At 73.7% G+C, this 19,985-nt stretch carries 19 protein-coding genes; all 19 read left to right on the forward strand.

Annotated features, from left to right (window positions below; translation table 11 throughout):
- A partial coding sequence (locus EFE23_RS12320; protein ID WP_233600954.1) for a peptidoglycan D,D-transpeptidase FtsI family protein occupies positions 1-1,750 on the forward strand: 1,750 nt, incomplete at its 5' end.
- Between the two features lie 52 nt (positions 1,751-1,802).
- Entirely contained in the window at positions 1,803-3,365 is a 1,563-nt protein-coding gene (locus EFE23_RS12325) for a UDP-N-acetylmuramoyl-L-alanyl-D-glutamate--2,6-diaminopimelate ligase (RefSeq protein WP_199737035.1), read from the forward strand.
- On the forward strand, positions 3,362-4,759 hold the full coding sequence (locus EFE23_RS12330) for a UDP-N-acetylmuramoyl-tripeptide--D-alanyl-D-alanine ligase (RefSeq protein ID WP_123241045.1): 1,398 nt from the start codon (positions 3,362-3,364) through the stop codon (positions 4,757-4,759). The genes EFE23_RS12325 and EFE23_RS12330 overlap by 4 nt, the downstream gene beginning before the upstream one ends.
- On the forward strand, positions 4,756-5,880 hold the full coding sequence (gene mraY, locus EFE23_RS12335; protein ID WP_123241046.1) for a phospho-N-acetylmuramoyl-pentapeptide-transferase: 1,125 nt from the start codon (positions 4,756-4,758) through the stop codon (positions 5,878-5,880). The genes EFE23_RS12330 and mraY overlap by 4 nt, the downstream gene beginning before the upstream one ends.
- Positions 5,881-6,119: 239 nt before the next feature.
- Positions 6,120-7,535, forward strand: coding sequence for an FtsW/RodA/SpoVE family cell cycle protein (locus EFE23_RS12340; protein ID WP_199737041.1), 1,416 nt, complete (start codon positions 6,120-6,122; stop codon positions 7,533-7,535).
- Positions 7,535-8,641 (forward strand): undecaprenyldiphospho-muramoylpentapeptide beta-N-acetylglucosaminyltransferase, encoded by a 1,107-nt coding sequence (gene murG / locus EFE23_RS12345; protein WP_123241048.1) that lies wholly within the window; start codon positions 7,535-7,537, stop codon positions 8,639-8,641. Before EFE23_RS12340 ends, murG begins: the two co-directional genes overlap by 1 nt.
- Before the next feature lie 31 nt (positions 8,642-8,672).
- Positions 8,673-10,163: a UDP-N-acetylmuramate--L-alanine ligase gene (murC, locus tag EFE23_RS12350; RefSeq protein ID WP_123241049.1), complete on the forward strand. Its 1,491-nt coding sequence runs from the start codon at positions 8,673-8,675 to the stop codon at positions 10,161-10,163.
- A complete protein-coding gene (locus EFE23_RS12355) occupies positions 10,160-10,978 on the forward strand; it encodes a cell division protein FtsQ/DivIB (RefSeq protein WP_123241050.1) in 819 nt (272 codons plus the stop codon). Before murC ends, EFE23_RS12355 begins: the two co-directional genes overlap by 4 nt.
- Before the next feature lie 240 nt (positions 10,979-11,218).
- Entirely contained in the window at positions 11,219-12,334 is a 1,116-nt protein-coding gene (gene ftsZ / locus EFE23_RS12360; RefSeq protein ID WP_123241051.1) for a cell division protein FtsZ, read from the forward strand.
- Between the two features lie 9 nt (positions 12,335-12,343).
- Entirely contained in the window at positions 12,344-13,090 is a 747-nt protein-coding gene (locus EFE23_RS12365) for a YggS family pyridoxal phosphate-dependent enzyme (RefSeq protein ID WP_123241052.1), read from the forward strand.
- Between the two features lie 195 nt (positions 13,091-13,285).
- Positions 13,286-13,981 carry a cell division protein SepF gene (locus EFE23_RS12370; protein WP_123241053.1) on the forward strand — a complete coding sequence of 232 codons (696 nt, stop codon included), beginning with the start codon at positions 13,286-13,288 and terminating at the stop codon, positions 13,979-13,981.
- A gap of 28 nt (positions 13,982-14,009) precedes the next feature.
- Positions 14,010-14,315: a YggT family protein gene (locus EFE23_RS12375; RefSeq protein WP_123241054.1), complete on the forward strand. Its 306-nt coding sequence runs from the start codon at positions 14,010-14,012 to the stop codon at positions 14,313-14,315.
- Positions 14,316-14,356: 41 nt separating this feature from the next.
- Complete coding sequence (locus tag EFE23_RS12380; RefSeq protein ID WP_123241055.1) at positions 14,357-15,160, forward strand: DivIVA domain-containing protein; 804 nt, start codon at positions 14,357-14,359, stop codon at positions 15,158-15,160.
- 70 nt (positions 15,161-15,230) lie between these two features.
- Entirely contained in the window at positions 15,231-15,887 is a 657-nt protein-coding gene (locus EFE23_RS12385; protein ID WP_123241056.1) for a hypothetical protein, read from the forward strand.
- Positions 15,881-16,189, forward strand: a complete 309-nt coding sequence (locus tag EFE23_RS12390) for a DUF167 domain-containing protein (RefSeq protein ID WP_123241057.1) — start codon at positions 15,881-15,883, stop codon at positions 16,187-16,189. Before EFE23_RS12385 ends, EFE23_RS12390 begins: the two co-directional genes overlap by 7 nt.
- Positions 16,190-16,211: 22 nt before the next feature.
- Positions 16,212-17,714, forward strand: coding sequence for a potassium/proton antiporter (locus EFE23_RS12395; protein WP_123241058.1), 1,503 nt, complete (start codon positions 16,212-16,214; stop codon positions 17,712-17,714).
- Positions 17,715-17,935: 221 nt separating this feature from the next.
- Positions 17,936-18,355, forward strand: coding sequence for a TraR/DksA family transcriptional regulator (locus tag EFE23_RS12400; protein ID WP_018785248.1), 420 nt, complete (start codon positions 17,936-17,938; stop codon positions 18,353-18,355).
- Between the two features lie 66 nt (positions 18,356-18,421).
- A complete protein-coding gene (gene lspA / locus EFE23_RS12405) occupies positions 18,422-19,024 on the forward strand; it encodes a signal peptidase II (RefSeq protein ID WP_123241059.1) in 603 nt (200 codons plus the stop codon).
- Positions 19,021-19,965 (forward strand): RluA family pseudouridine synthase, encoded by a 945-nt coding sequence (locus EFE23_RS12410; RefSeq protein ID WP_123241060.1) that lies wholly within the window; start codon positions 19,021-19,023, stop codon positions 19,963-19,965. The genes lspA and EFE23_RS12410 overlap by 4 nt, the downstream gene beginning before the upstream one ends.
- Positions 19,966-19,985 lie beyond the last annotated feature (20 nt).

The raw sequence follows: 19,985 nt of genomic DNA on the forward strand, positions 1-19,985 counted from the left end.
GGCCGACTCGCGCCGCCGGCTGCGGCTCGGCACGCTGCTGGCCCTGACGCTCTTCGCCGCCATCGGCGTCCGGCTGGTCTTCCTGCAGACCGTCACCACCCCGGCGTACGCCGACGGCGGGCTGCCCAGCCGGCTCGCCACGGTCGAGCTGCCGGCCCCGCGCGGGGCCATCTACGACCGCACCGGCGCCCCGCTGGCGCACAGCGTGGAGGCCCGGTACGTCTACGCCGACCCGACCCTGGTCAAGGACCGGTTCGCCGCCGCCAAGCTGCTCTCGCCGCTGCTCGGGGTCCCGGTCTCCGAGTTGGCCGACCGGATGAAGCCGCACACCCTGCCCGGCACCAGCACCCCCTTGCAGTTCGCCTACCTGGCGCGGGGTGTCGAGATCGACAAGGCCAAGCAGATCATGGCGCTGGACCTGGCCGGCATCGGCGTGCACCGGGACGAGCGGCGCGAGGTGCCCGGCGGTGACCTGGCCGCCAACCTGATCGGCTTCGTCAGCCAGGACATGGTCGGACTGGAGGGCCTGGAGGCCAAGTACGACGACCTGCTGGAGGGCCAGCCCGGCAAGAAGACGTACGAGGTCGGGCAGGGCGACCTGGCCGCGCCGATCCCGGGCGGCTACAGCCTGACCACCCCGGCCAAGCCCGGCGGGTCGCTGGAGCTGACCATCGACCGTGACCTGCAGTTCATGACCCAGCGGATCCTGTCCAACCAGATGGCCCAGACCAGGGGCAGCGTCGGCGCCGCGGTGATCATCGATGTGCCGACCGGCGAGGTGCTGGCCCAGGCGAGCTACCCCGGCTACAACGCCGCCGACCCGGGCAAGGTCAACTCGCCGAGCGACCGGGAGGACGCCGCCACCAGCTTCATCGTAGACCCCGGCTCGATCCACAAGGCGATCACCTACGGCGCCGCCCTCCAGGAGGGCGTGATCACCCCGGACACGACGTTCCCAGTCCCCAACACGATCGTCAAGGGCGGCGTGCCGTTCCGGGACACCCACCCGGCCAACGGGCGGAAGATGAGCATCCCCGGGATGCTCGCCTTCTCCTCCAACGTGGGGACCATCGAGATCGCCGACAAGCTGGGCCGGGACCGGCTGATCGATTACCAGAAACGGTTCGGGCTCGGCCAGGCCACCGGCGAGGGGATGCCCGGGGAGGCCCCCGGCCGGCTGCTCCCCGCCGACCAGTGGAGCGGCTCCTCGTACGGGTCGGTGCCGATCGGGCACAGCGTGGACGCCACCCCGCTGCAGATGGCCGCCGCGTACAACGCGATCGCCAACAACGGCACCTACGTCCAGCCGCACCTGATCAAGAGCGTGATCGACGCGAACGGGAAGAAGAAGGCGTCCCCGCCGCCGGTCACCCGCTCGGTGCTCAGCCCGCAGAACGCGGCGGCGCTGCGCACCATGCTGGAGGCGGTCACCACCGTCGACGGCCCCGACGGGCGGGCCACCGGCCTGGCCGCCGCCGTGCCCGGCTACCGGGTGGCCGGCAAGACCGGCACCGGCCTGCGGTACGACAACGGCGAGCAGCAGCCCGGCGAGGTCGGCTCGTTCATCGGGATGGCCCCGGCGGAGCACCCCCGGTACGTGGTGGCGGTCTTCGTGTGGAGCCCCGGCGGCGAGGGCGGCGCGGTGGCCGCGCCGGCCTTCCGGGAGATGATGGGCTTCACCCTCCGGCACTACCGGGTGCCGCCGTCGGCGACCGACCGGTCCCCGAAGTTCGAGGTCTTTCCGCACTGAACGGGGACGGCGGGACATCATCGGTGAGTGGCGACGAACCACCGGGGCGGCTGTGCGGTCGGAACCGGACGACCGGGTAGGGTCTGACGCCGTGCCCGGCAATCCACGTCCCCGAACCGTGAATCCCGTCCGGCTCGGCGACCTCGCCAGTCGCGTGGCCGTCCCGGCGCCCGACGGTGCCGCCGAGGTGGCCGTCACCGGGGTGACCCACGCCAGCCAGGAGGTCCGCCCCGGCGACCTGTACGCGGCGCTGCCCGGCGCCCGCCGGCACGGCGCCGAGTTCGCCGCCGGCGCGGCCGAGGCCGGCGCGGTGGCCGTGCTCACCGACCCGGCCGGGGTGGAGCTGGCCGCCGCGGCGGGCCTGCCCCTGCTGGTGGTGGACGACCCCCGGGCGGTGCTCGGCGAGATCGCCGCCACGGTCTACGGCGACCCCACCGCCGGCCTGCTGGTGATCGGCGTGACCGGCACCGCCGGCAAGACCTCCACCAGCTACCTGATCGAGTCGGGGCTGCGCGCCGCCGGGCACACCACCGGGCTGATCGGCACGGTGGAAACCCGCCTCGGCGACCTGGTGATCGACAGCGTGCGGACCACCCCGGAGGCGACCGACCTGCACGCCATGCTCGCCGTGGCCCGGGAGCGCGGGGTCGACGCGGTGGTCATGGAGGTGTCCAGCCACGCCCTGGCCATGGGGCGGGTCGGCGGGGTGCGGTTCACCGTGGGCGGCTACACCAACTTCGGCTCCGACCACCTGGACTTCCACGCCGACGAGGCGGACTACTTCGCGGCCAAGGCGAAGCTCTTCGACGGTCGCTGCCAGGTCGAGGTGCTCAACCACGACGACCCGGCGCTGCGGCCGCTGCGCAAGCCGGCCACCGTGACCTACTCGGCGGCCGGCGACCGGGCCGCCACCTGGTGGGCCGACGGGGTCGACGGCGAGGGCTACGCGCAGCGGTTCACCGTCCACGGCCCGGACGGGGTCAGCCTGGCCACCGGGGTGGCGCTGCCCGGCCGGCACAACGTGGCCAACGCGCTGCTGGCCATCGCGATCCTGGTGGCCGCCGGGGTCGACCCGGCCACGGCCGCCGCCGGGGTGGCCGCCTGCGGCGGGGTGCCCGGCCGGCTGGAGCTGGTCAGCGGGGACGCGCCGGTCCGGGGCGTGGTGGACTACGCGCACAAGGCGAACGCCATCGAGGCGGTCCTGCTGGCGCTGCGCGGCCTGACCGCCGGCCGGCTGATCTGCGTGGTGGGCGCCGGCGGCGACCGCGACCGGGGCAAGCGGCCGGTCATGGGCGCCACCGCGGCGCAGGGCGCCGACGTGGTCGTGGTGACCGACGACAACCCGCGCACCGAGGACCCGGCCGCGATCCGGGCCGAGGTGCTGGCCGGCGCGTACGCGGGGAACACCGCCGCGCGGATCATCGAGGTGCCCGGCCGGCGGGCCGCGATCGAGGAGGCGGTGCGGGTGGCCGAACCGGGGGACGTGGTGGCGCTGCTGGGCAAGGGGCAGGAACGCGGCCAGGAGATCAACGGCGAGGTGCTGCCCTTCGACGACCGGGTGGAGCTGGCGGCGGCGCTGCGCGCCCGCTTCGGTGACCTGGTGGGGCAGCGATGATCGCGCTGAGCCTGGCCGAGGTCGCGGCGGCCGTCGGCGGGCGGCTGGTGGCCGCCGACCCGGACGCCCGGGTCACCGGCACCGTGGAGTTCGACTCCCGCAAGGTCACCCCGAGCGGCCTATTCGTCGCCTTCCCCGGCGAGAAGGTGGACGGGCACGACTACGCCGCCGGCGCGGTGTCCGCGGGCGCGGTGGCCGTGCTCGGCACCCGCGAGGTGCCCGGCGTGCCGATGGTGCTGGTCGCCGACGCGCTCGACGCGATGGGCCGGCTGGCGCGCGCGGTGGTCGACCGGCTGCCCGGGCTGACCGTGATCGGGCTGACCGGTTCCTCCGGCAAGACCACCACCAAGGACCTGATCGCCCAGCTCGCCGTCCGGCTCGGCCCGACGGTGGCGCCGCCCGGCTCGTTCAACAACGAGCTGGGCCACCCGTACACCGCGCTGCAGGCCGGCCCGGAGACCCGCTACCTGGTGATGGAGAAGGGCGCCCGGGGGGTGGGCCACATCCGCTACCTGTGCGACGTGGTGCCGCCGCGGATCTCCGTGGTGCTCAACGTCGGGGTGGCGCACATCGGCGAGTTCGGCTCGGTGGAGACCATCGCCCTGGCGAAGGGGGAGCTGGTCGAGGCGCTGCCCGCGGACGGGCTGGCCGTGCTCAACGCCGACGACCCGCTGGTCGACGCGATGGCGGCGCGGACGCGGGCCCGGGTGGTCCGCTACGGCGAGTCGGAGCGGGCCGACGTGCGGGCGGTCGAGGTGACGGTCGACGGGCGGGGGCGCCCGTCGTACACCCTGGTCACGCCGGAGGGGAGCGCGCCGGTGCGGCTCGGGCTGACCGGGCGGCACCAGGTCTCCAACTCGCTCGCCGCCGCGGCGGTCGCCCGCGAGCTCGGGATGCCGCTGGCCGACCTGGCCGCCGCGCTGGGCGAGCTGGGCCTGGTCTCCACCCGCCGGATGGACGTGTTCGAACGCGCCGACGGGGTCACGGTGATCGACGACTCGTACAACGCCAACCCGGCGTCGACGGCGGTCGCGCTGCGGGCGCTGGCGAGCATGCGCGGCACGGGGCGTACCGTCGCGGTGCTCGGCTACATGGCCGAGTTGGGCGACTTCGAGACGGAGGGACACCAGCAGGTCGGCCGGCTCGCGGCCGAGCTGGGTGTCGACCGGCTGCTCGTGGTGGGTGAGCCGGCGGCGCCGATCCACCAGGGCGCGACAGCGGTAGGTAGTTGGGGAGGAGAGTCGGTGCTGCTCACCGATCAGGCGGCGGCCGTCGAGGTGCTGCGCAGGGAGCTACGTCCGGGGGACGTGGTGCTGGTGAAGGGCTCCCGGTACCGCACCTGGGAGGTGGCCGACGCGCTGCGCGCGGAGGCTGACAAGGACGGCGCTGCATGAGGGCGGTCATCGTCGCCATCGGGGTGGCCTTCCTGATCTCGCTGTTCTGCACCCCGATCGCGATCAAGGTGTTCACCCGGCTCAAGGCCGGCCAGCCGATCCGGGCCGAGGGCCCGGCCATGCACCAGGGCAAGAAGGGCACGCCGACGATGGGCGGCGTGGTCTTCATCCTGGCCACGGTGATCGCGTACGTCGCCGGCCACCTGGCGCTGACCACCCTGCCGGACGCGCAGATCGCCCAGGTCGAGCCGACCATCACCGCGCTGGTGCTGCTGGGGCTGATGGTGTTCTCCGGCGCGGTCGGCTTCATCGACGACTTCCTGAAGGTCCGCAAGCGGCACAGCGGTGGTCTGAACAAGCGGGGCAAGCTCGCCGGCCAGATCCTGGTCGGTGCGATCTTCGGCGTCGTGGCGCTCTACTTCCCGAGCAGCATGACCGACGTCCGCGGCAACGCGACCAACACCGAGACGGTGGGCAGCACCACGCTGAGCTTCATCCGGGACATCCCGGCGCTGGAGATCGGCAAGATCGGCGCGATCATCGTGATCATCATGGTGGTGATGGCGGCGACCAACGGGGTGAACCTCACCGACGGCCTGGACGGCCTGGCCACCGGCGCCTCGGTGATGGTGCTGGCCGCGTACGGCCTGATCGCCTTCTGGCAGTACCGGCACTGGTGCGCCGACCCGAACTACACCGAGGCGTACTGCTACACCGTCCGGGACCCGCTGGAGATCGCGCTGATCGCCGGGGCCGCGGCCGGCGCCTGCGTCGGCTTCCTCTGGTGGAACACCTCGCCGGCCCGGATCTTCATGGGCGACACCGGCGCGCTGGGCCTGGGCGGCCTGATCGCCGGCATGGCGATGTCCACCCGGACCATCCTGCTGCTGCCGATCCTGGGCGGGCTGTTCGTGATCATCACGATGTCCGTGGTGATCCAGATCATCTCGTTCCGGACCACCGGCAAGCGGGTGTTCCGGATGTCGCCGCTGCAGCACCACTTCGAGCTGGCCGGCTGGAGCGAGGTCAACATCGTGGTCCGGTTCTGGATCATCGCCGGCATCGGCGTGGCCATCGGGCTCGGCCTGTTCTACAGCGAGTTCCTCGCCGCCGTCACCTGAGATGCAAGGAGGGGCCCCTTTTTAACAGACGTCTGTTAAAAAGGGGCCCCTCCTTTCGCTTCCGACACGCCGAGCGGGCGGTTGCGCCACGGACGGGCGGGCTCAGCCAGCATGATGGGCACGTGGGGGAGGGACGCGACACCGAGGGCACGACCGACACGCCGGCCCGGCGGCCGCCCGCCGCGACGCGGCCGGCCGACCCGCCGGGCCCGCTGCTCGGGCTGGACGCCGCCGGCGGGCTGGCCGCGCTGCGCGGCCTGCTGGCCCGCCCGCTGGCCTCCTACTACCTGCTGCTCTCCAGCGCCGGCCTGCTGCTGCTCATCGGCCTGACCATGGTCTTCTCGGCCACCAGCGTCCGGGACTTCGCGCAGGACGGCGACGCCGCGGCGTCGCTGACCAAACAGACCGTCTTCGCGGTGATCGGCATCGGGGCGTTCTGGGCCTGCCAGCGGCTGCCCGCCCGCACCTTCCGCGCCGTCAGCCGGCCGTTCCTGGGCGTGGCCGTGGTGCTGCTGCTGGTCCTCAACCTGCTGGTCGCGCTGGAGGCGCTGTTCCGGGTGAAGGCGATCGGCCCGCTCAAGGCCCAACTGCTCTGGCTCTACCTCGGCCCGATCTCGGTGCAGCCGGTGGAGGTGGCCAAGTTCGCGCTGGTGTTGTGGGGCGCGCACGTGCTGGCCCGCAAGGGCGCCGCGCTGGGCTGGTGGAAGGAGCTGGCCACCCCGCTGTTCCCGGTGGTCGGCCTGCTCTTCGTGCTGGTCGGCTACAACGACCTGGGCAGCATGCTCTGCCTGCTGGCGCTGGTGGTCGGGATGCTCTGGGCGGCCGGGGTCCGGCTGCAGGTGTTCGCCGCGCTCTCCGCGGTCGGCCTGGCCGGCGTCGGCCTGCTGGTCGCCGCCGCCTCGCTGGGCGCCGGCTCCGGCTCCCGGGACGCCGACAACTATCGGCTGACCCGGCTCACCTCGTTCCTCGACCCGCCCGACCCGAAGACCTGCTTCCAGGAAAAGCTGGAGGGCTGCTACCAGCTCGTGCAGGCGCGGTACGCGGTGCAGCACGGCGGCTGGTTCGGGGTCGGGCTCGGCAAGAGCACCCTGAAGTGGAACTGGCTGCCCGAGGCGCACAACGACTTCATCTTCGCGATCATCGCCGAGGAGTTGGGCGTGGTCGGCTGCACCGTGATCCTGGTGCTCTTCGCCGTGCTGGCGTACAGCGGGCTACGGATCGCCCGGCGGGTCGAGGACCCGTTCCGCCGGCTCGCCGCCGCCGGGGTCACCGCCTGGCTGGTCGGCCAGGCCGTGATCAACATCGGCGGGGTGACCGGGCTGCTGCCGCTGACCGGCGTACCGCTGCCGTTCATCTCCGACGGCGGCAGCGCCCTGGTGGTGACCCTGGCCGCGGTCGGGATGCTCGCTTCCTTCGCCCGCGCCGAGCCGGACGCGGCCCGAGCCCTGCATGCCCGTCCGCCGGCCCGATGGGTCCGACTAGTCTGGGCCCCGTTGCCGCCGCTTCCCGGCCGGCGTCGCCGACCGGCGTCGCCCGGGGCGGACCGCGGGTCCGTACCCCGGTCCCGGTCGCGGCGGGAGGACGACCAGGCCGCGACCCGCGGCGCCCGGCCCGGCCGGACGCGCGTCGGCACGGCGAGCGAGAGGAGGCGCTGATGGGTCCGCTGCGTTCGGTGGTGCTCTGCGGAGGGGGTACGGGTGGGCACATCTACCCGTTGCTGGCCTTCGCCGACTGCCTGCGCCGACACGACCCCAGCGTCCGGATCACCTGCCTGGGCACACCCAAGGGCCTGGAGAACGAGCTGATCCCGCCGGCCGGCTACGACCTGCGGCAGATCCCCGCCTACCAGCTGCCCCGCTCGGTCAACATGAGTCTGGTCCGCACCCCGGACCGGATGTGGAAGGCGGCCCGCGCGGCTGGCAAGGTGATCGACGAGGTGCAGGCCGACGTGGTGGTCGGCTTCGGCGGGTACGTCTCCGTCCCCGGCTACCTGGCCGCCTGGCGGCGGGAACTGCCGATCGTCATCCACGAGGTGAACGTGCCGCCGGGCGTGGCCAACCGGCTCGGGATGAAGTTCACCAAGCATGTCGCGGTGGGCTTCCCGCACCAGCCGGCGCAGGCCGAGGCGCTGCGCGACGCCCGGGTGGTCGGCGTGCCGCTGCGCCGGGGCATCGCCGGCCTGGACCGGGCCGCCATGCGCGACGCCGCCCGGGCCCACTTCGGACTCCGCCCCGACCTGCCGGTGCTCTTCGTCGCCGGCGGCTCGCAGGGCGCCCGCTCGATCAACCTGGCGGTCTCCGGGGCGGCCAAGGAGCTGGCCCGCAACGGCGTACAGGTGCTGCACGTGATCGGCGCCCGGAACGAGCCCATCTCCGTCCCCACCGACCTGCCGGTGCCGTACGTGACCCTGCCCTACCTGTCCGAGATGGAGCTGGGGTACGCCGCGGCCGACCTGATGCTGGGCCGGGGCGGCGCGATGACCTGCGCCGAGGTGGCCGCGATCGGGCTGCCCACCATCTACGTGCCGTACCCGCACAGCAACCAGGAGCAGAAGCGCAACGCGCTGCCCGTGGTGGAGGCCGGCGGCGGGTTGCTCGTCGACGACGCCGAGATGACCCCGGACTGGCTGGAGCGCACGGTGATCCCGCTGATCCGGGACCCGCAGCGGCTCGCCGCGATGGGCGCCGCCGCGGCCGCGTACGGCCGGCGGGACGGTGACGTCGCCCTGCTGAACTTCGTCTACGAGGCGGTGAGCCACTGATGTCGGCGGCCGCGAACGGAAGGTACCGCTCATGAACACCGCGCAGTTCACCCCCGCCGGCACGACGACCGCGGAGGACCTGGGCCGGATCCACCTGATCGGGGTGGGCGGCGTCGGCATGAGCGGCCTGGCCCGGCTCTTCCTCACCCGGGGCCTGCCGGTCTCCGGCAGCGAGCTGCGGGAGTGGCCGTCGCTCGCCGGCCTGCGGGCGCTGGGCGGCACCATCCACATGACCCACGAGGCGTCCAACCTCGACGGGGTGGACACGGTGGTCTATTCCTCGGCCATCCCGCAGGACCACCTCGAGATGGTCGAGGCGCGCCGGCGCGGCCTGCGCCTGCTGCACCGCTCCGAGGCCCTGGCCGCGGCGATGACCGGCCGGCGGACGGTGGCGGTCGCCGGCACGCACGGCAAGACCACCACCACCTCGATGGTCACCATGGTGCTCCAGCAGGCCGGCACCGACCCGTCCTTCGTGATCGGCGGGGAGATCTCCGAGGTCGGCTCGGGCGCACACCACGGCACGGGTGAGTACTTCGTGGTCGAGGCGGACGAGAGCGACCGCTCGTTCCTCATCTACCGCCCGTTCGTGTCGGTCATCACCAACATCGAGGCGGACCACCTCAACACCTACGGGGACCTGGCCAGCCTGGAGGCCGCCTTCGCCGACTTCGCCCGGCTCACCGACCCCGAGGGCTTCATCATCACCTGCGCCGACGACCCGGGCGGCCGGCGGCTGGCCGAGACGCTGCGCGCCGAGGGGCGCCGGGTCTGGACGTACGGCGAGTCGGCCGACGCCGACCTGCGGCTGAGCGACATGGCGTCCTCCGCGCAGGGGGTGCGCTACCTGGCCACGATCGAGGGCCGGTCGCTGGGCGAGATCCGGATGCCCGTGCCGGGGCGGCACATGGCGCTCAACAGCGCGGTCGCGGTGCTCACCGCGTACCTGCTGGGGCTGCCGGTGACGGCGGCCGAGGCGGCGCTCGGCGCGTTCCCCGGGGTGCGGCGGCGCTTCGAGCGCAAGGGCGTGGCCGACGGCGTGCTGGTCTACGACGAGTACGCGTACCACCCGACCTCGATGACCCTGGCCCTGCAGACGCTGCGCGAGGTGGCCGGCGAGGGCCGGCTGATCGTGGTCTTCCAGCCCTACCGGCTCTACCGCACCCGGGACCTGCAGGCGGAGATCGCCGCCGCCCTGGCCATCGCCGACGAGCTGGTGCTGCTGGAGGTCTTCGGGCCGGGCGAGCTGCGCCAGCCTGGCGAGGGCGCGGCGGCGCTGATCGCGGCGGTGCCGCTGCCCGCCGAGCGGAAGGTCTTCGTCGAGGCGTGGGACGACGTGCCGGCCGAGGTGGCCCGCCGGGCCCGGCCCGGCGACGTGGTGGTGACCATGGGCGCGCCGCCGATCTCGCTGATGGGCGACCAGCTGCTCGACGCCCTGCTGGCCCGAACCGGCGAGCCGGGCGGCGCGGCGGCGATCGGCACCGGTGTCGGCCCGGACGGCGCGGCGGCCGCGGCCGGATGAGTCCCGGCCCGGCCCGTGGCCGGACCCGCGGCCAGGACGGCGGGGCCGGCCGGCGCAACCCGGTACGGCAGTGGCAGCTGGTCCGGGCGGGCGCGGACGCCGTTCCGCCGTCCACCCGGCGGTTCATGGCCCGGGCCCGGCAGCGCCGGATGCGCGCGGCCCTGCCCTGGGCGGTGGCCGCCGGCGTGCTGGCGCTCGCCGGGCTGATCGCCTGGACCGTGCTCGGCACCGGCCTGTTCGGCGTCCGCGAGGTGCGGGTGGTCGGCGCGAAGCTGGTCACTCCCGTCGAGGTCCGGGAGGCCGCGGCGGTGGTGGACGATGCCCCGCTGGCCCGGGTGGACCTCGCCGCGACCGCCCGTCGGGTCGGCAGGCTCGCCCCGGTCGAGCGGGCCACCGTGGCGCGGGACTGGCCGGGAACGCTGGTGATCCGGGTGGTGGAGCGGACCCCGGTGGCCGTGGTGCCGCAGGGGGACCGGTTCGCCGTGGTCGACCGCGCCGGCGTGGTCTTCCAGGACGTGCCCCGCGCTCCCGACGGGTTGCCGGTGATCCGGGTGGGCCGGCCCGCCCCGGACGACCCGGGCACCCGGGCCGGCCTGGCGGTGCTCGCCGCGCTCAGCCCCCGGTTGCGGGCGGAGTTGGTCGCCGTGGACGTGGCCGGGCTGGCCCGGATCACCCTGCGGCTGCGCGGCGACCGGACGGTGTTCTGGGGCGACGCGACCCAGGGGCCGAAGAAGTCCGAAGTGGCCACCGCGCTGCTCGGTCGGAAGGCCGACACGATCGACGTCAGCGCCCCGGACGTGGTCACCTACCAGTGATCCGCCGGTCAGTGGGACGTGACCCGGCCCGCTCCGGCCGGCGACACGCCGGAAAGGTCCTTGGCTCATCGCGCGGCGGCGCATACGTTGCCCCGAAGAGATCAGTGGTTGACATCGCCCTAAGCCTCTAGTAGAGGGTGAGGGTTTCGGCAGTGGGACCCGCCGGGAAATGCTCCGCCGCTGGTCTGGCCAAGCCGTGTGGGGTCGGCCCATGCCAATCTCGAAGGGAAAGGACCGGAGATGACACCTCCGCACAACTACCTGGCGGTCATCAAGGTCGTCGGCATCGGGGGCGGCGGCGTCAACGCCGTCAACCGGATGATCGAGGTTGGGCTCAAGGGCGTCGAGTTCATCGCGATCAACACCGATGCGCAGGCGCTGCTGATGAGCGACGCCGACGTCAAGCTCGACGTCGGCCGCGAGCTGACCCGGGGGCTGGGCGCGGGGGCCAACCCGGACGTCGGCAAGAACGCCGCCGAGGACCACCGCGACGAGATCGAGGAGGTGCTCAAGGGCGCCGACATGGTCTTCGTGACCTGCGGCGAGGGCGGCGGCACCGGCACCGGCGGGGCGCCGGTGGTGGCGAACATCGCCCGCAAGCTCGGCGCGCTCACCATCGGTGTGGTCACCCGGCCGTTCTCGTTCGAGGGCAAGCGCCGCCAGGTGCAGGCCGAGTCCGGCATCGAGGAGCTGCGCAACCAGTGCGACACGCTCATCGTGATCCCCAACGACCGGCTGCTCGCCCTCGGCGACCGCAACATCTCCATGATGGACGCCTTCCGGACCGCCGACCAGGTGCTCCTCTCCGGTGTCCAGGGCATCACCGACCTGATCACCACGCCGGGTCTGATCAACCTGGACTTCGCCGACGTCAAGAGCGTGATGAGCGGCGCCGGCAGCGCGCTGATGGGCATCGGCAGCGCCCGCGGCGAGAACCGTGCGGTCGAGGCGGCCGAGGCGGCCATCTCCAGCCCGCTGCTGGAGCAGAGCATGGACGGCGCGCGCGGCGTGCTGCTCTCCATCGCCGGCGGCTCCGACCTCGGCCTGTTCGAGATCAACGACGCCGCGCAGCTGGTCACCGACGCCGCCCACCCGGACGCCAACATCATCTTCGGCGCGGTCATCGACGACGCGCTCGGCGACGAGGTGCGGGTGACGGTGATCGCGGCCGGGTTCGACGGGGGCGCGCCCGCGTACAAGGCGGTGGAGCCGGCCCGCAAGAGCAACCAGAACCAGCCGGCCCAGGCCACCGCGCCGGTCACCCCGCCGGCCACCATGCCGCCCCCGCAGCAGTCGCCGCGTCGGGTGCTCTTCGACGACGTCGACGTGCCCGACTTCCTCAAGAACGGGTCCTGAGCCGCGCCGATGACCGACACTTCCGCCACGGTGCGACCGGATCGTCGCGCCGAGCTCGCGGCCGGGCTCGCCCGGGTGCGCGCCCGGATCGCCGACGCCTGCACGGCGGCCGGCCGGGACCGGGGCGAGGTCACCCTGGTCGCGGTGACCAAGACCTACCCGGCCGGCGACGTGGTGGCCCTCGCCGGGCTCGGGGTCACCGACGTCGGGGAGAACCGTGACCAGGAGGCGGCCCCGAAGGCCGCCGAGGCGGCCGCGGCCGGGGCGACGCCGCGCTGGCACTTCATCGGTCAGCTGCAGCGCAACAAGTGCCGTTCGGTGGTCCGGTACGCCGACGTGGTCCAGTCGGTCGACAGCGTCCGGCTGGCCGGGGCCCTGGACGCCGCGGCGGCGGCCGGCCGGGACCGGCCGCTGGACGTGCTGGTGCAGGTGAGCATCGACGGCGACCCGGCGCGCGGTGGGGCGCTGCCGGGGTCGGCCGACCCGGATCGCGGGCTCGACCCGGTGGCCGAGGCGGTGGCCGGGGCCGGGGCGCTGCGGCTGGCCGGCCTGATGGCGGTGGCGCCGCTGGGCTGGGAGCCGGAACGGGCCTTCGCCCGGCTGGCCGAGGTGACCCGGCGGTTCCGGGACGGGTTCCCGGAGGCGACCGTGCTCTCCGCCGGAATGAGCGGGGATCTGGAAATCGCGATCGGGTACGGCGCGACACATGTCCGCGTCGGCAGCGCGTTGCTCGGAATGCGCCCCACGCTGCGGTAGCCTGACCGCGAAAGAAGCAAATTACATCAGTGTTGTTCAGGAACGGCGTTCCCGTAGCCGGGGGCCGTGGCGAGCGGACCGCGAATCGCTCGCCAGGGGATTGCCGATCCGGTCCGGTGGGCATTCGTTGTCCACTCGTGATCAAGCGACACGGCACGGGGGCGCGTGCCGCACGGCGGACGGAAGGGCGCGGGGATGGGTGCACTGCGCAAGGCGGGGGTCTGGCTCGGACTCGTCGAGGAGGATGACGAGCGGGCGTACGAGGACGGTGGCTACGACAAGGGTGGCTACCGGGACTCGCGCTACCGGTCGAGCCGGTACTCGGAGGAGTTCGCCGACGAGGACGACGAGGAGTCCGAGGAGCCGCCCGCGAGCCGTACCCGGGTCGGCGACCGGGGGCGGCTGAGCGAGCGCGCGTCGAGCCGGCTCGCCGAGACCGAGCGGGCCGAGGTGGAGCGTCCGGAGCGGGCCGAGCGGTCCAGTGTGCGCTCGATCACCCGGTCCGGGGCCGGCGAGACCTCCGGCGCGCTGACCTACCACACCCGGGACAACCTCGCCCTGGCCCCGCAGGTGCAGCCGCGGGAGCGGGCGGTGGCCGCCGAGGACGAGCAGCGCTACCAGATCACCACCCTGCACCCGACGACCTACCGCGAGGCGCGCACCATCGGCGAGCACTTCCGCGACGGGGTGCCGGTGATCATCAACCTCACCGAGATGGACGAGGCGGACGCCCGCCGGCTGGTGGACTTCGCCGCCGGGCTCGCGTTCGGTCTGCGCGGTACGATCGAGCGCGTGACCAACCGGGTGTTCCTGCTCTCACCGGCCAACGTCCAGGTCACCGCGGAGGACAAGGCCAAGATCGCTGAGGGCGGCTTTTTCAGCCTGAGCTAGCCCGCTCGACCGAGGGACGTCGCCTGCCGTGTTGTCGATCGTGTTCCAGGTGCTCTACCTGGTCGTGTTCCTGTTCCTGATTGTGTTGTTGGCCCGATTTGTCCTCGGTGCGGTTCTGGCCTATGGTCGCCGCTGGCAACCGGGACGCGGGGCATCGGCCGCATTGGAATCCGTGTGGAGCGTCACTGATCCGCCCCTGCGCGCGTTGAGGCGTGTGATCCCACCACTGCGAATTGGTAGCGTGAGCGTCGACCTGGCCTCTCTTGTGCTCCTGGTTATCCTGTTCGTGCTGATGAGGTTTGTGTTAACGCCGCTGATCTTGGCTTTTGCCTGACCAGCGCGCTTTCGCGGCCGCAACTGACCCGAGGAGTTTCGATGCCGCTGACCCCGGCCGACGTGCACAACGTCGCCTTCAAAAAGCCGCCGATCGGTAAGCGGGGGTATGACGAGGAGGAGGTCGACGCCTTCCTGGACGAGGTCGAGCGCGAGCTCGCCCGTCTGATCGAGGAGAACAACGAGCTGCGCGCCCAGGTGGAGCGGGGTGGCCGTGGGGGCGCCCCCGCCGGCCCCGGTGGCGACGCCCGCCTCGCGGCGGAGCTCAACGACGTCAAGGCCCAGCTCGACCGGGTGCAGCGCGACAAGGCGGCCGCCGAGCAGGCGGCCCGCGCGATGCAGGCCGAGCTGGAGCAGGTTCGCGCCCAGGGTGGCCCGGCCACCGGCGCCGACGGCGAGCAGCAGGCGCTGCGGGTGCTGATGATGGCCCAGCGGACCGCCGACGACCACGTGTCGGACGCCCGCCGGGAGGCCGACCAGCTCCTGTCCGAGGCCCGGTCGAAGGCCGAGGAGGTCACCCGCGAGGCCCGCGCCAAGGCCGACGCCCTCGAGCGGGACGCCCGCCAGCGGCACCAGGAGGCCATGGGCGGCCTGGACGCCAAGCGCACCGCGCTGCAGAAGCACATCGAGGAGCTCAAGCAGTTCGAGCGCGAGTACCGCACCCGCCTCAAGGCCTACCTGGAGAGCCAGCTGCGCGACCTCGACGGCCGCGGCCAGGGCCTGGAGGCCGAGATGACCCGGGTCGAGGGCAACCGCTCCGGCGGGGGCAGCAACGGCCTGGCCGCCGCCGGCCTCGCCGGTTCCTACGGAGGCGGCCGCTCGAACTCGCTCGAGTCCGGTCGCTGATCCCGCCGTCGGCGGTCGTCCCGGACGGCCGCCGGCGACGCTGACCCACACGACGCGGCGGGGGTGAGCCGTGATAGTCGCCAGCATCCTGCTCATCCTCGTCGCGGTCGTGCTCCTGGTGGCCGGGCTGGCCGGTGGCTCCAGCCCGCTGCTGATCACCTCCATCGCGGCCAGCCTGCTGGCTGCCGTGGCCCTCGTCGCGGGCGCCCGCCAGGCGGCCTCGACCCGGAACGCGGCGGACCGGGGCGACCGGCCGCGGGACCGCACCGCACCGGGTGACCCGCCGTACGGCGTCCCGCCCGGTGAGCCGGAGATCCCGGTCCAGCACATCCCGACGACGGACGGCGCCGGCGTACCCGGGTGGCGGCAACCACCCGGGTCGCCGGCGGCCGACCCGCTCTCCCCGGCGGCGTTCCCCGACGGGGTCGATCCGCGGGCCGACGCCCCCGCGCCCACCTCGCCGGCCGCCGACGGCCCGTTCGACGGCGACCCGCCCGCCCAGCCGCTGTCGGCGGCGGAGCTGGCCCGGTTGGCGGGGCTGGACGACGAGGTGCGGGTGGTCGACGGCCACCCCCGGTTCCACCTGCCCGACTGCCCCCACCTGGTGGGCCGGGCCGACGAGCCGCTGCCCGTCGCCGAGGCGGTCGACCTCGGCTTCACCCCGTGCGCCGGCTGCGCGCCGGCCACCGCCCTGCTCGCCGACCCGCCCCTGGGCCGATCATGGTGACCATGGACGACACGCTCACCGTCGCCGTACGGGTGAAGCCCGGCGTCTCGCGGGCCCGGGTCGGCGGCCGCTTCGACGGTCCGCACGGGCCGGCCCTGGTGATCGCCGTGACCGCGCCCGCGGTGGACGGGCGCGCCACCGAGGCGGCCCGCCGCGCCCTGGCCGACGCCCTCGGGGTCCGGCCGGCGGCGGTCTCGCTGCGCGCCGGCGCGGCCAGCCGGGACAAGCTCTTCCTGGTCGATCGCCCGGCCGCCGGCCTGGCCGACGTGCTGCGCCGGCTGCGTGACGGATCGGCCGAGTGAGGACCGCGCGGGCCGGTAGCGGATGACCCCTGGGCTGGATCTCGCGCTGTTGCTCGGCGCGGCCGTCCTGCTCGTGGCGGTGGGCGCGGTGCGCTTCTCCACCCGGCTCGGCGTGCCGAGTCTCCTGGTCTACCTGGCGCTCGGGGTGGCGATCGGCGAGGCGGGGCTGGGCATCCGCTTCGACGACGTCGAGCTGACCCGGGTGCTGGGCTTCTGCGCGCTCATCGTGATCATCGCCGAGGGTGGGTTGAGCGCGCGGTGGAGCACCCTGCGCCCGGTGCTCGGGATGGCCGCCGCGCTCTCCACGGTCGGCGTGGTGGTCAGCATCGCGGTGGTCGGCCTCGTCGTGCACCTGGCGCTCGGCCTCGACTGGCGGCTGGCCCTGCTCTACGGCGCGGTGCTCTCCTCCACCGACGCGGCGGCCGTCTTCGCCACCCTGCGCCGGCTGCGCCTGCCCCCGCGCCTGGTGGCCACCCTGGAGGCGGAGTCCGGCATGAACGACGCCCCGGCGGTGATCGTGGTGGTGCTGCTCTCCCGCAGCACGGAACTCGCCCACCCGTGGTGGTTCGAGGTGCTCCTGGTCGGCTACGAGCTGGGCGTCGGGGCGGCCGTCGGGGTGGCCGCCGGCATCACCGGCCGGTACGCCCTGCGTCGGGCCGCGCTGCCCTCCGCCGGCCTCTACCCGATCGCGGTGGTCGGCTTCACGGTGCTGGCGTACGCGGCCGGCTCGGTGCTGCACGCCTCCGGCTTCCTCGCCGTCTACGTCGCCGGGGTGCTGCTCGGCAACGCCCGGCTGCCGCACCGGCAGGCGATCCTCGGGTTCGCCGACGGCCTGGCCTGGCTGGCCCAGATCGGCCTGTTCGTCCTGCTGGGCCTGCTGGTGTCGCCGGGCCGGCTGCCGGCCGCGGTGCTGCCGGCCGTGGTGACCGGGCTGGCCCTGCTGCTGCTCGCCCGGCCGCTGTCGGTGGCGGTTTCCGCGCTGCCGTTCCGCTTCCCCCGCCGGGAGCAGCTCTTCCTCTCCTGGGCGGGGCTGCGCGGGGCGGTGCCGATCGTGCTGGCCACCATTCCGCTCTCGCTGCGGGTGCCCGGCGCGGACCGGCTCTTCGACGCGGTCTTCGTGCTGGTGGTGATCTTCACCCTGCTCCAGGCCGGGACGCTCGCCCCGGCGGCCCGGCGGCTCGGGGTGACCGCGCCGGCCGAGGCGGCCGAGGTGCGGGTCGAGACGGCCCCGCTGGAACGGATGCGGGCCGACCTGCTCCAGTTGGAGGTGCCGCCCGGGTCCCGGCTCAGCGGGGTGCACGTGGACGAGCTGCGGCTGCCGGTGGGGGCGTCGGTGACCTTGGTGCTGCGCGACGGCGCGGGCTTCGTACCCGGCCCGGACACCCGGCTCAAGGTCGGCGACAGCCTGCTCATCGTGGCCACCGCCGAGACGCGGGACGAGGCCGAGCGCCGGCTGCGTGCGGTCAGCCGGCGGGGTCGGTTGGCCCGGTGGTTTGGCGAGTACGGCGAGGACCGGGGCGATTGATCTGCTAACGTTCCCTTTGCCCCAATTGGTGGCTATTCGTGGCTGAATCGCGGTGCGACGGTGCGGCACGTTGTCGGACGCCTGTACGTTCCGTATTCTTGCCACCCTCCGGAGTGCGCGGTCGTGCTGGCCGCGCGCCCGTTTCGTACCTGGGGTACCGATACCGGTGACCCTGCCCAGGGACCGTCGACCGCCGCGGTACGCGGCTGAGGGAGCTGACGATGGCGAAGCCAGCCGACACCAGGACCGCCGGCCGCAAGCCGGTGGCGAAGGCCACCCGCAGCGCGGCGGAGACCGAGAAGATCCGGGCCGCGCTGGCGGCGCGGCGGGACGAACTGAATGCCGAGTACGATCAGACGCTGAGCGAGATCACCGAGCTGCAGCGCGACCGGCTGACCGACTCGGCCGGGGATGACCAGGCCGACACCGGCACCAAGACGTTCGAGCGCGAGCAGGAGATCTCCCTCGCCAACAGCATCAAAGAGCGGATCACGCAGGTCGAGCGCGCCCTGGAGCGGCTCGACGAGGGCGGGTACGGCTGGTGCGAGCGGTGCGGCAACCCGATCCCGGTGGAGCGGCTCGCCGCGTTCCCGTCGGCCACCCTCTGCGTGACCTGCAAGCAGCTGGAGGAGCGGCGCTGAGACCGCTCCCCGGCGGCCTTGGTCGGACGGCGCGCCAGCGCCGTCGGGAGCGTCGATGGGGAGCAGATGACCGCAGCACCGCCCGCCGGGTCCGGCACCGCTGAGTCGACCGGCGGCACGCCCCGCCGTAAGGCCGTCGGGGTTCTCCTCGGCGTCGCCGTGGCCGCCCTCGTCGCCGACCTGGTGACCAAGCAGCTGGCCCTGTCGTCCCTCACCGGCCGGGGCCCGGTGTCGCTGCTCGGCGGCGCCGTCTACCTCACCCTGACCCGCAACAGCGGCGCGGCCTGGAGCATCGGCTCCGACCACACCTGGGTCTTCCCGCTGATCACCGTCGCCGTGATCGGCTGGATCGCCTGGATGGCGCTGCGGCTGCGCTCGTTGCCCTGGGCCGTCTCGCTCGGCCTGGTGCTCGGCGGCGCCCTGGGCAACCTGACCGACCGGGTCTTCCGGGCGCCCGGGCACTTCGTCGGCCACGTGGTCGACATGGTCAGCCTCTTCGACCCGTACGGGCAGGTCTGGCCGGTGTTCAACCTGGCCGACAGCTCGCTGGTCTGCGGGGTGGTGCTGGCGGTGTTCCTGGAACTCACCGGCCGGCAGCGGGACGGCTCCCGGGCCACCGCCGAGCGGTCCGGTGACGCGCTGCCCGCCGACCAGCGGGAGCGGGCGTGACCTCCGTCTTCGCCGCCGGCGGCGACCACCGCTCCCTGCCCGTCCCGGACGGCCTCGACGGCATGCGCCTCGACCAGGCGGTGTCCCGGCTCTTCGGGCTCTCCCGGACCGCCGCGGCGGCGCTGGTCGACGCCGGGGACGCGCTGGTGGACGGCGCGGCCCGGCCCAACTCGCACAAGGTCAAGGCGGGCTCCTGGCTGGAGGTCACGCTGCCCGCGCCGGCCGCCCCGCCGACCGTGGTGCCGCAGGCGGTGCCGGGCCTGACCGTGGTCTACGCCGACGACGACATCGTGGTGGTGGACAAGCCGGTCGGCGTGGCCGCCCATCCCAGCCCCGGCTGGACCGGCCCGACGGTGATCGGCGGGCTGGCCGCGATCGGCCACCGGATCTCCACCAGCGGCGCGGCCGAGCGGCAGGGCGTCGTGCACCGGCTCGATGTGGGCACCACCGGCATCATGGTGGTGGCCAAGAGCGAGCAGGCGTACACCGCGTTGAAGCGGGCGTTCAAGTACCGCGAGGTGGAGAAGCGCTACCACGCCGTGGTGCAGGGCCACCCGGATCCGCTGCGCGGCACCATCGACGCGCCGATCGACCGGCACCCGCACCACGACTACCGCTGGGCCGTGGTCTCCGGCGGCAAGCCGAGCATCACCCACTACGACACAATCGAGGCGTTCCCGGCGGCGAGCCTGCTCGACGTGCGGCTGGAGACCGGGCGTACCCACCAGATCCGGGTGCACTTCTCCAGCCTGCGCCACCCCTGCGTGGGCGACCTGACCTACGGCGCCGACCCGACCCTCGCGGCCCGGCTCGGGCTGGCCCGGCAGTGGCTGCACGCCCGGTCGTTGAGCTTCCTGCACCCGCGCACCGGCGAGGAGGTCACGTTCGTCAGCGAGTACCCGGACGACCTGGCCCGGGCGCTGGAGATCCTCGGCGCCTGAACCGCCCCACCGACCGTCCG

The organism is Micromonospora solifontis (genome assembly GCF_003725545.1).
GTDB lineage: Bacteria > Actinomycetota > Actinomycetes > Mycobacteriales > Micromonosporaceae > Micromonospora > Micromonospora solifontis.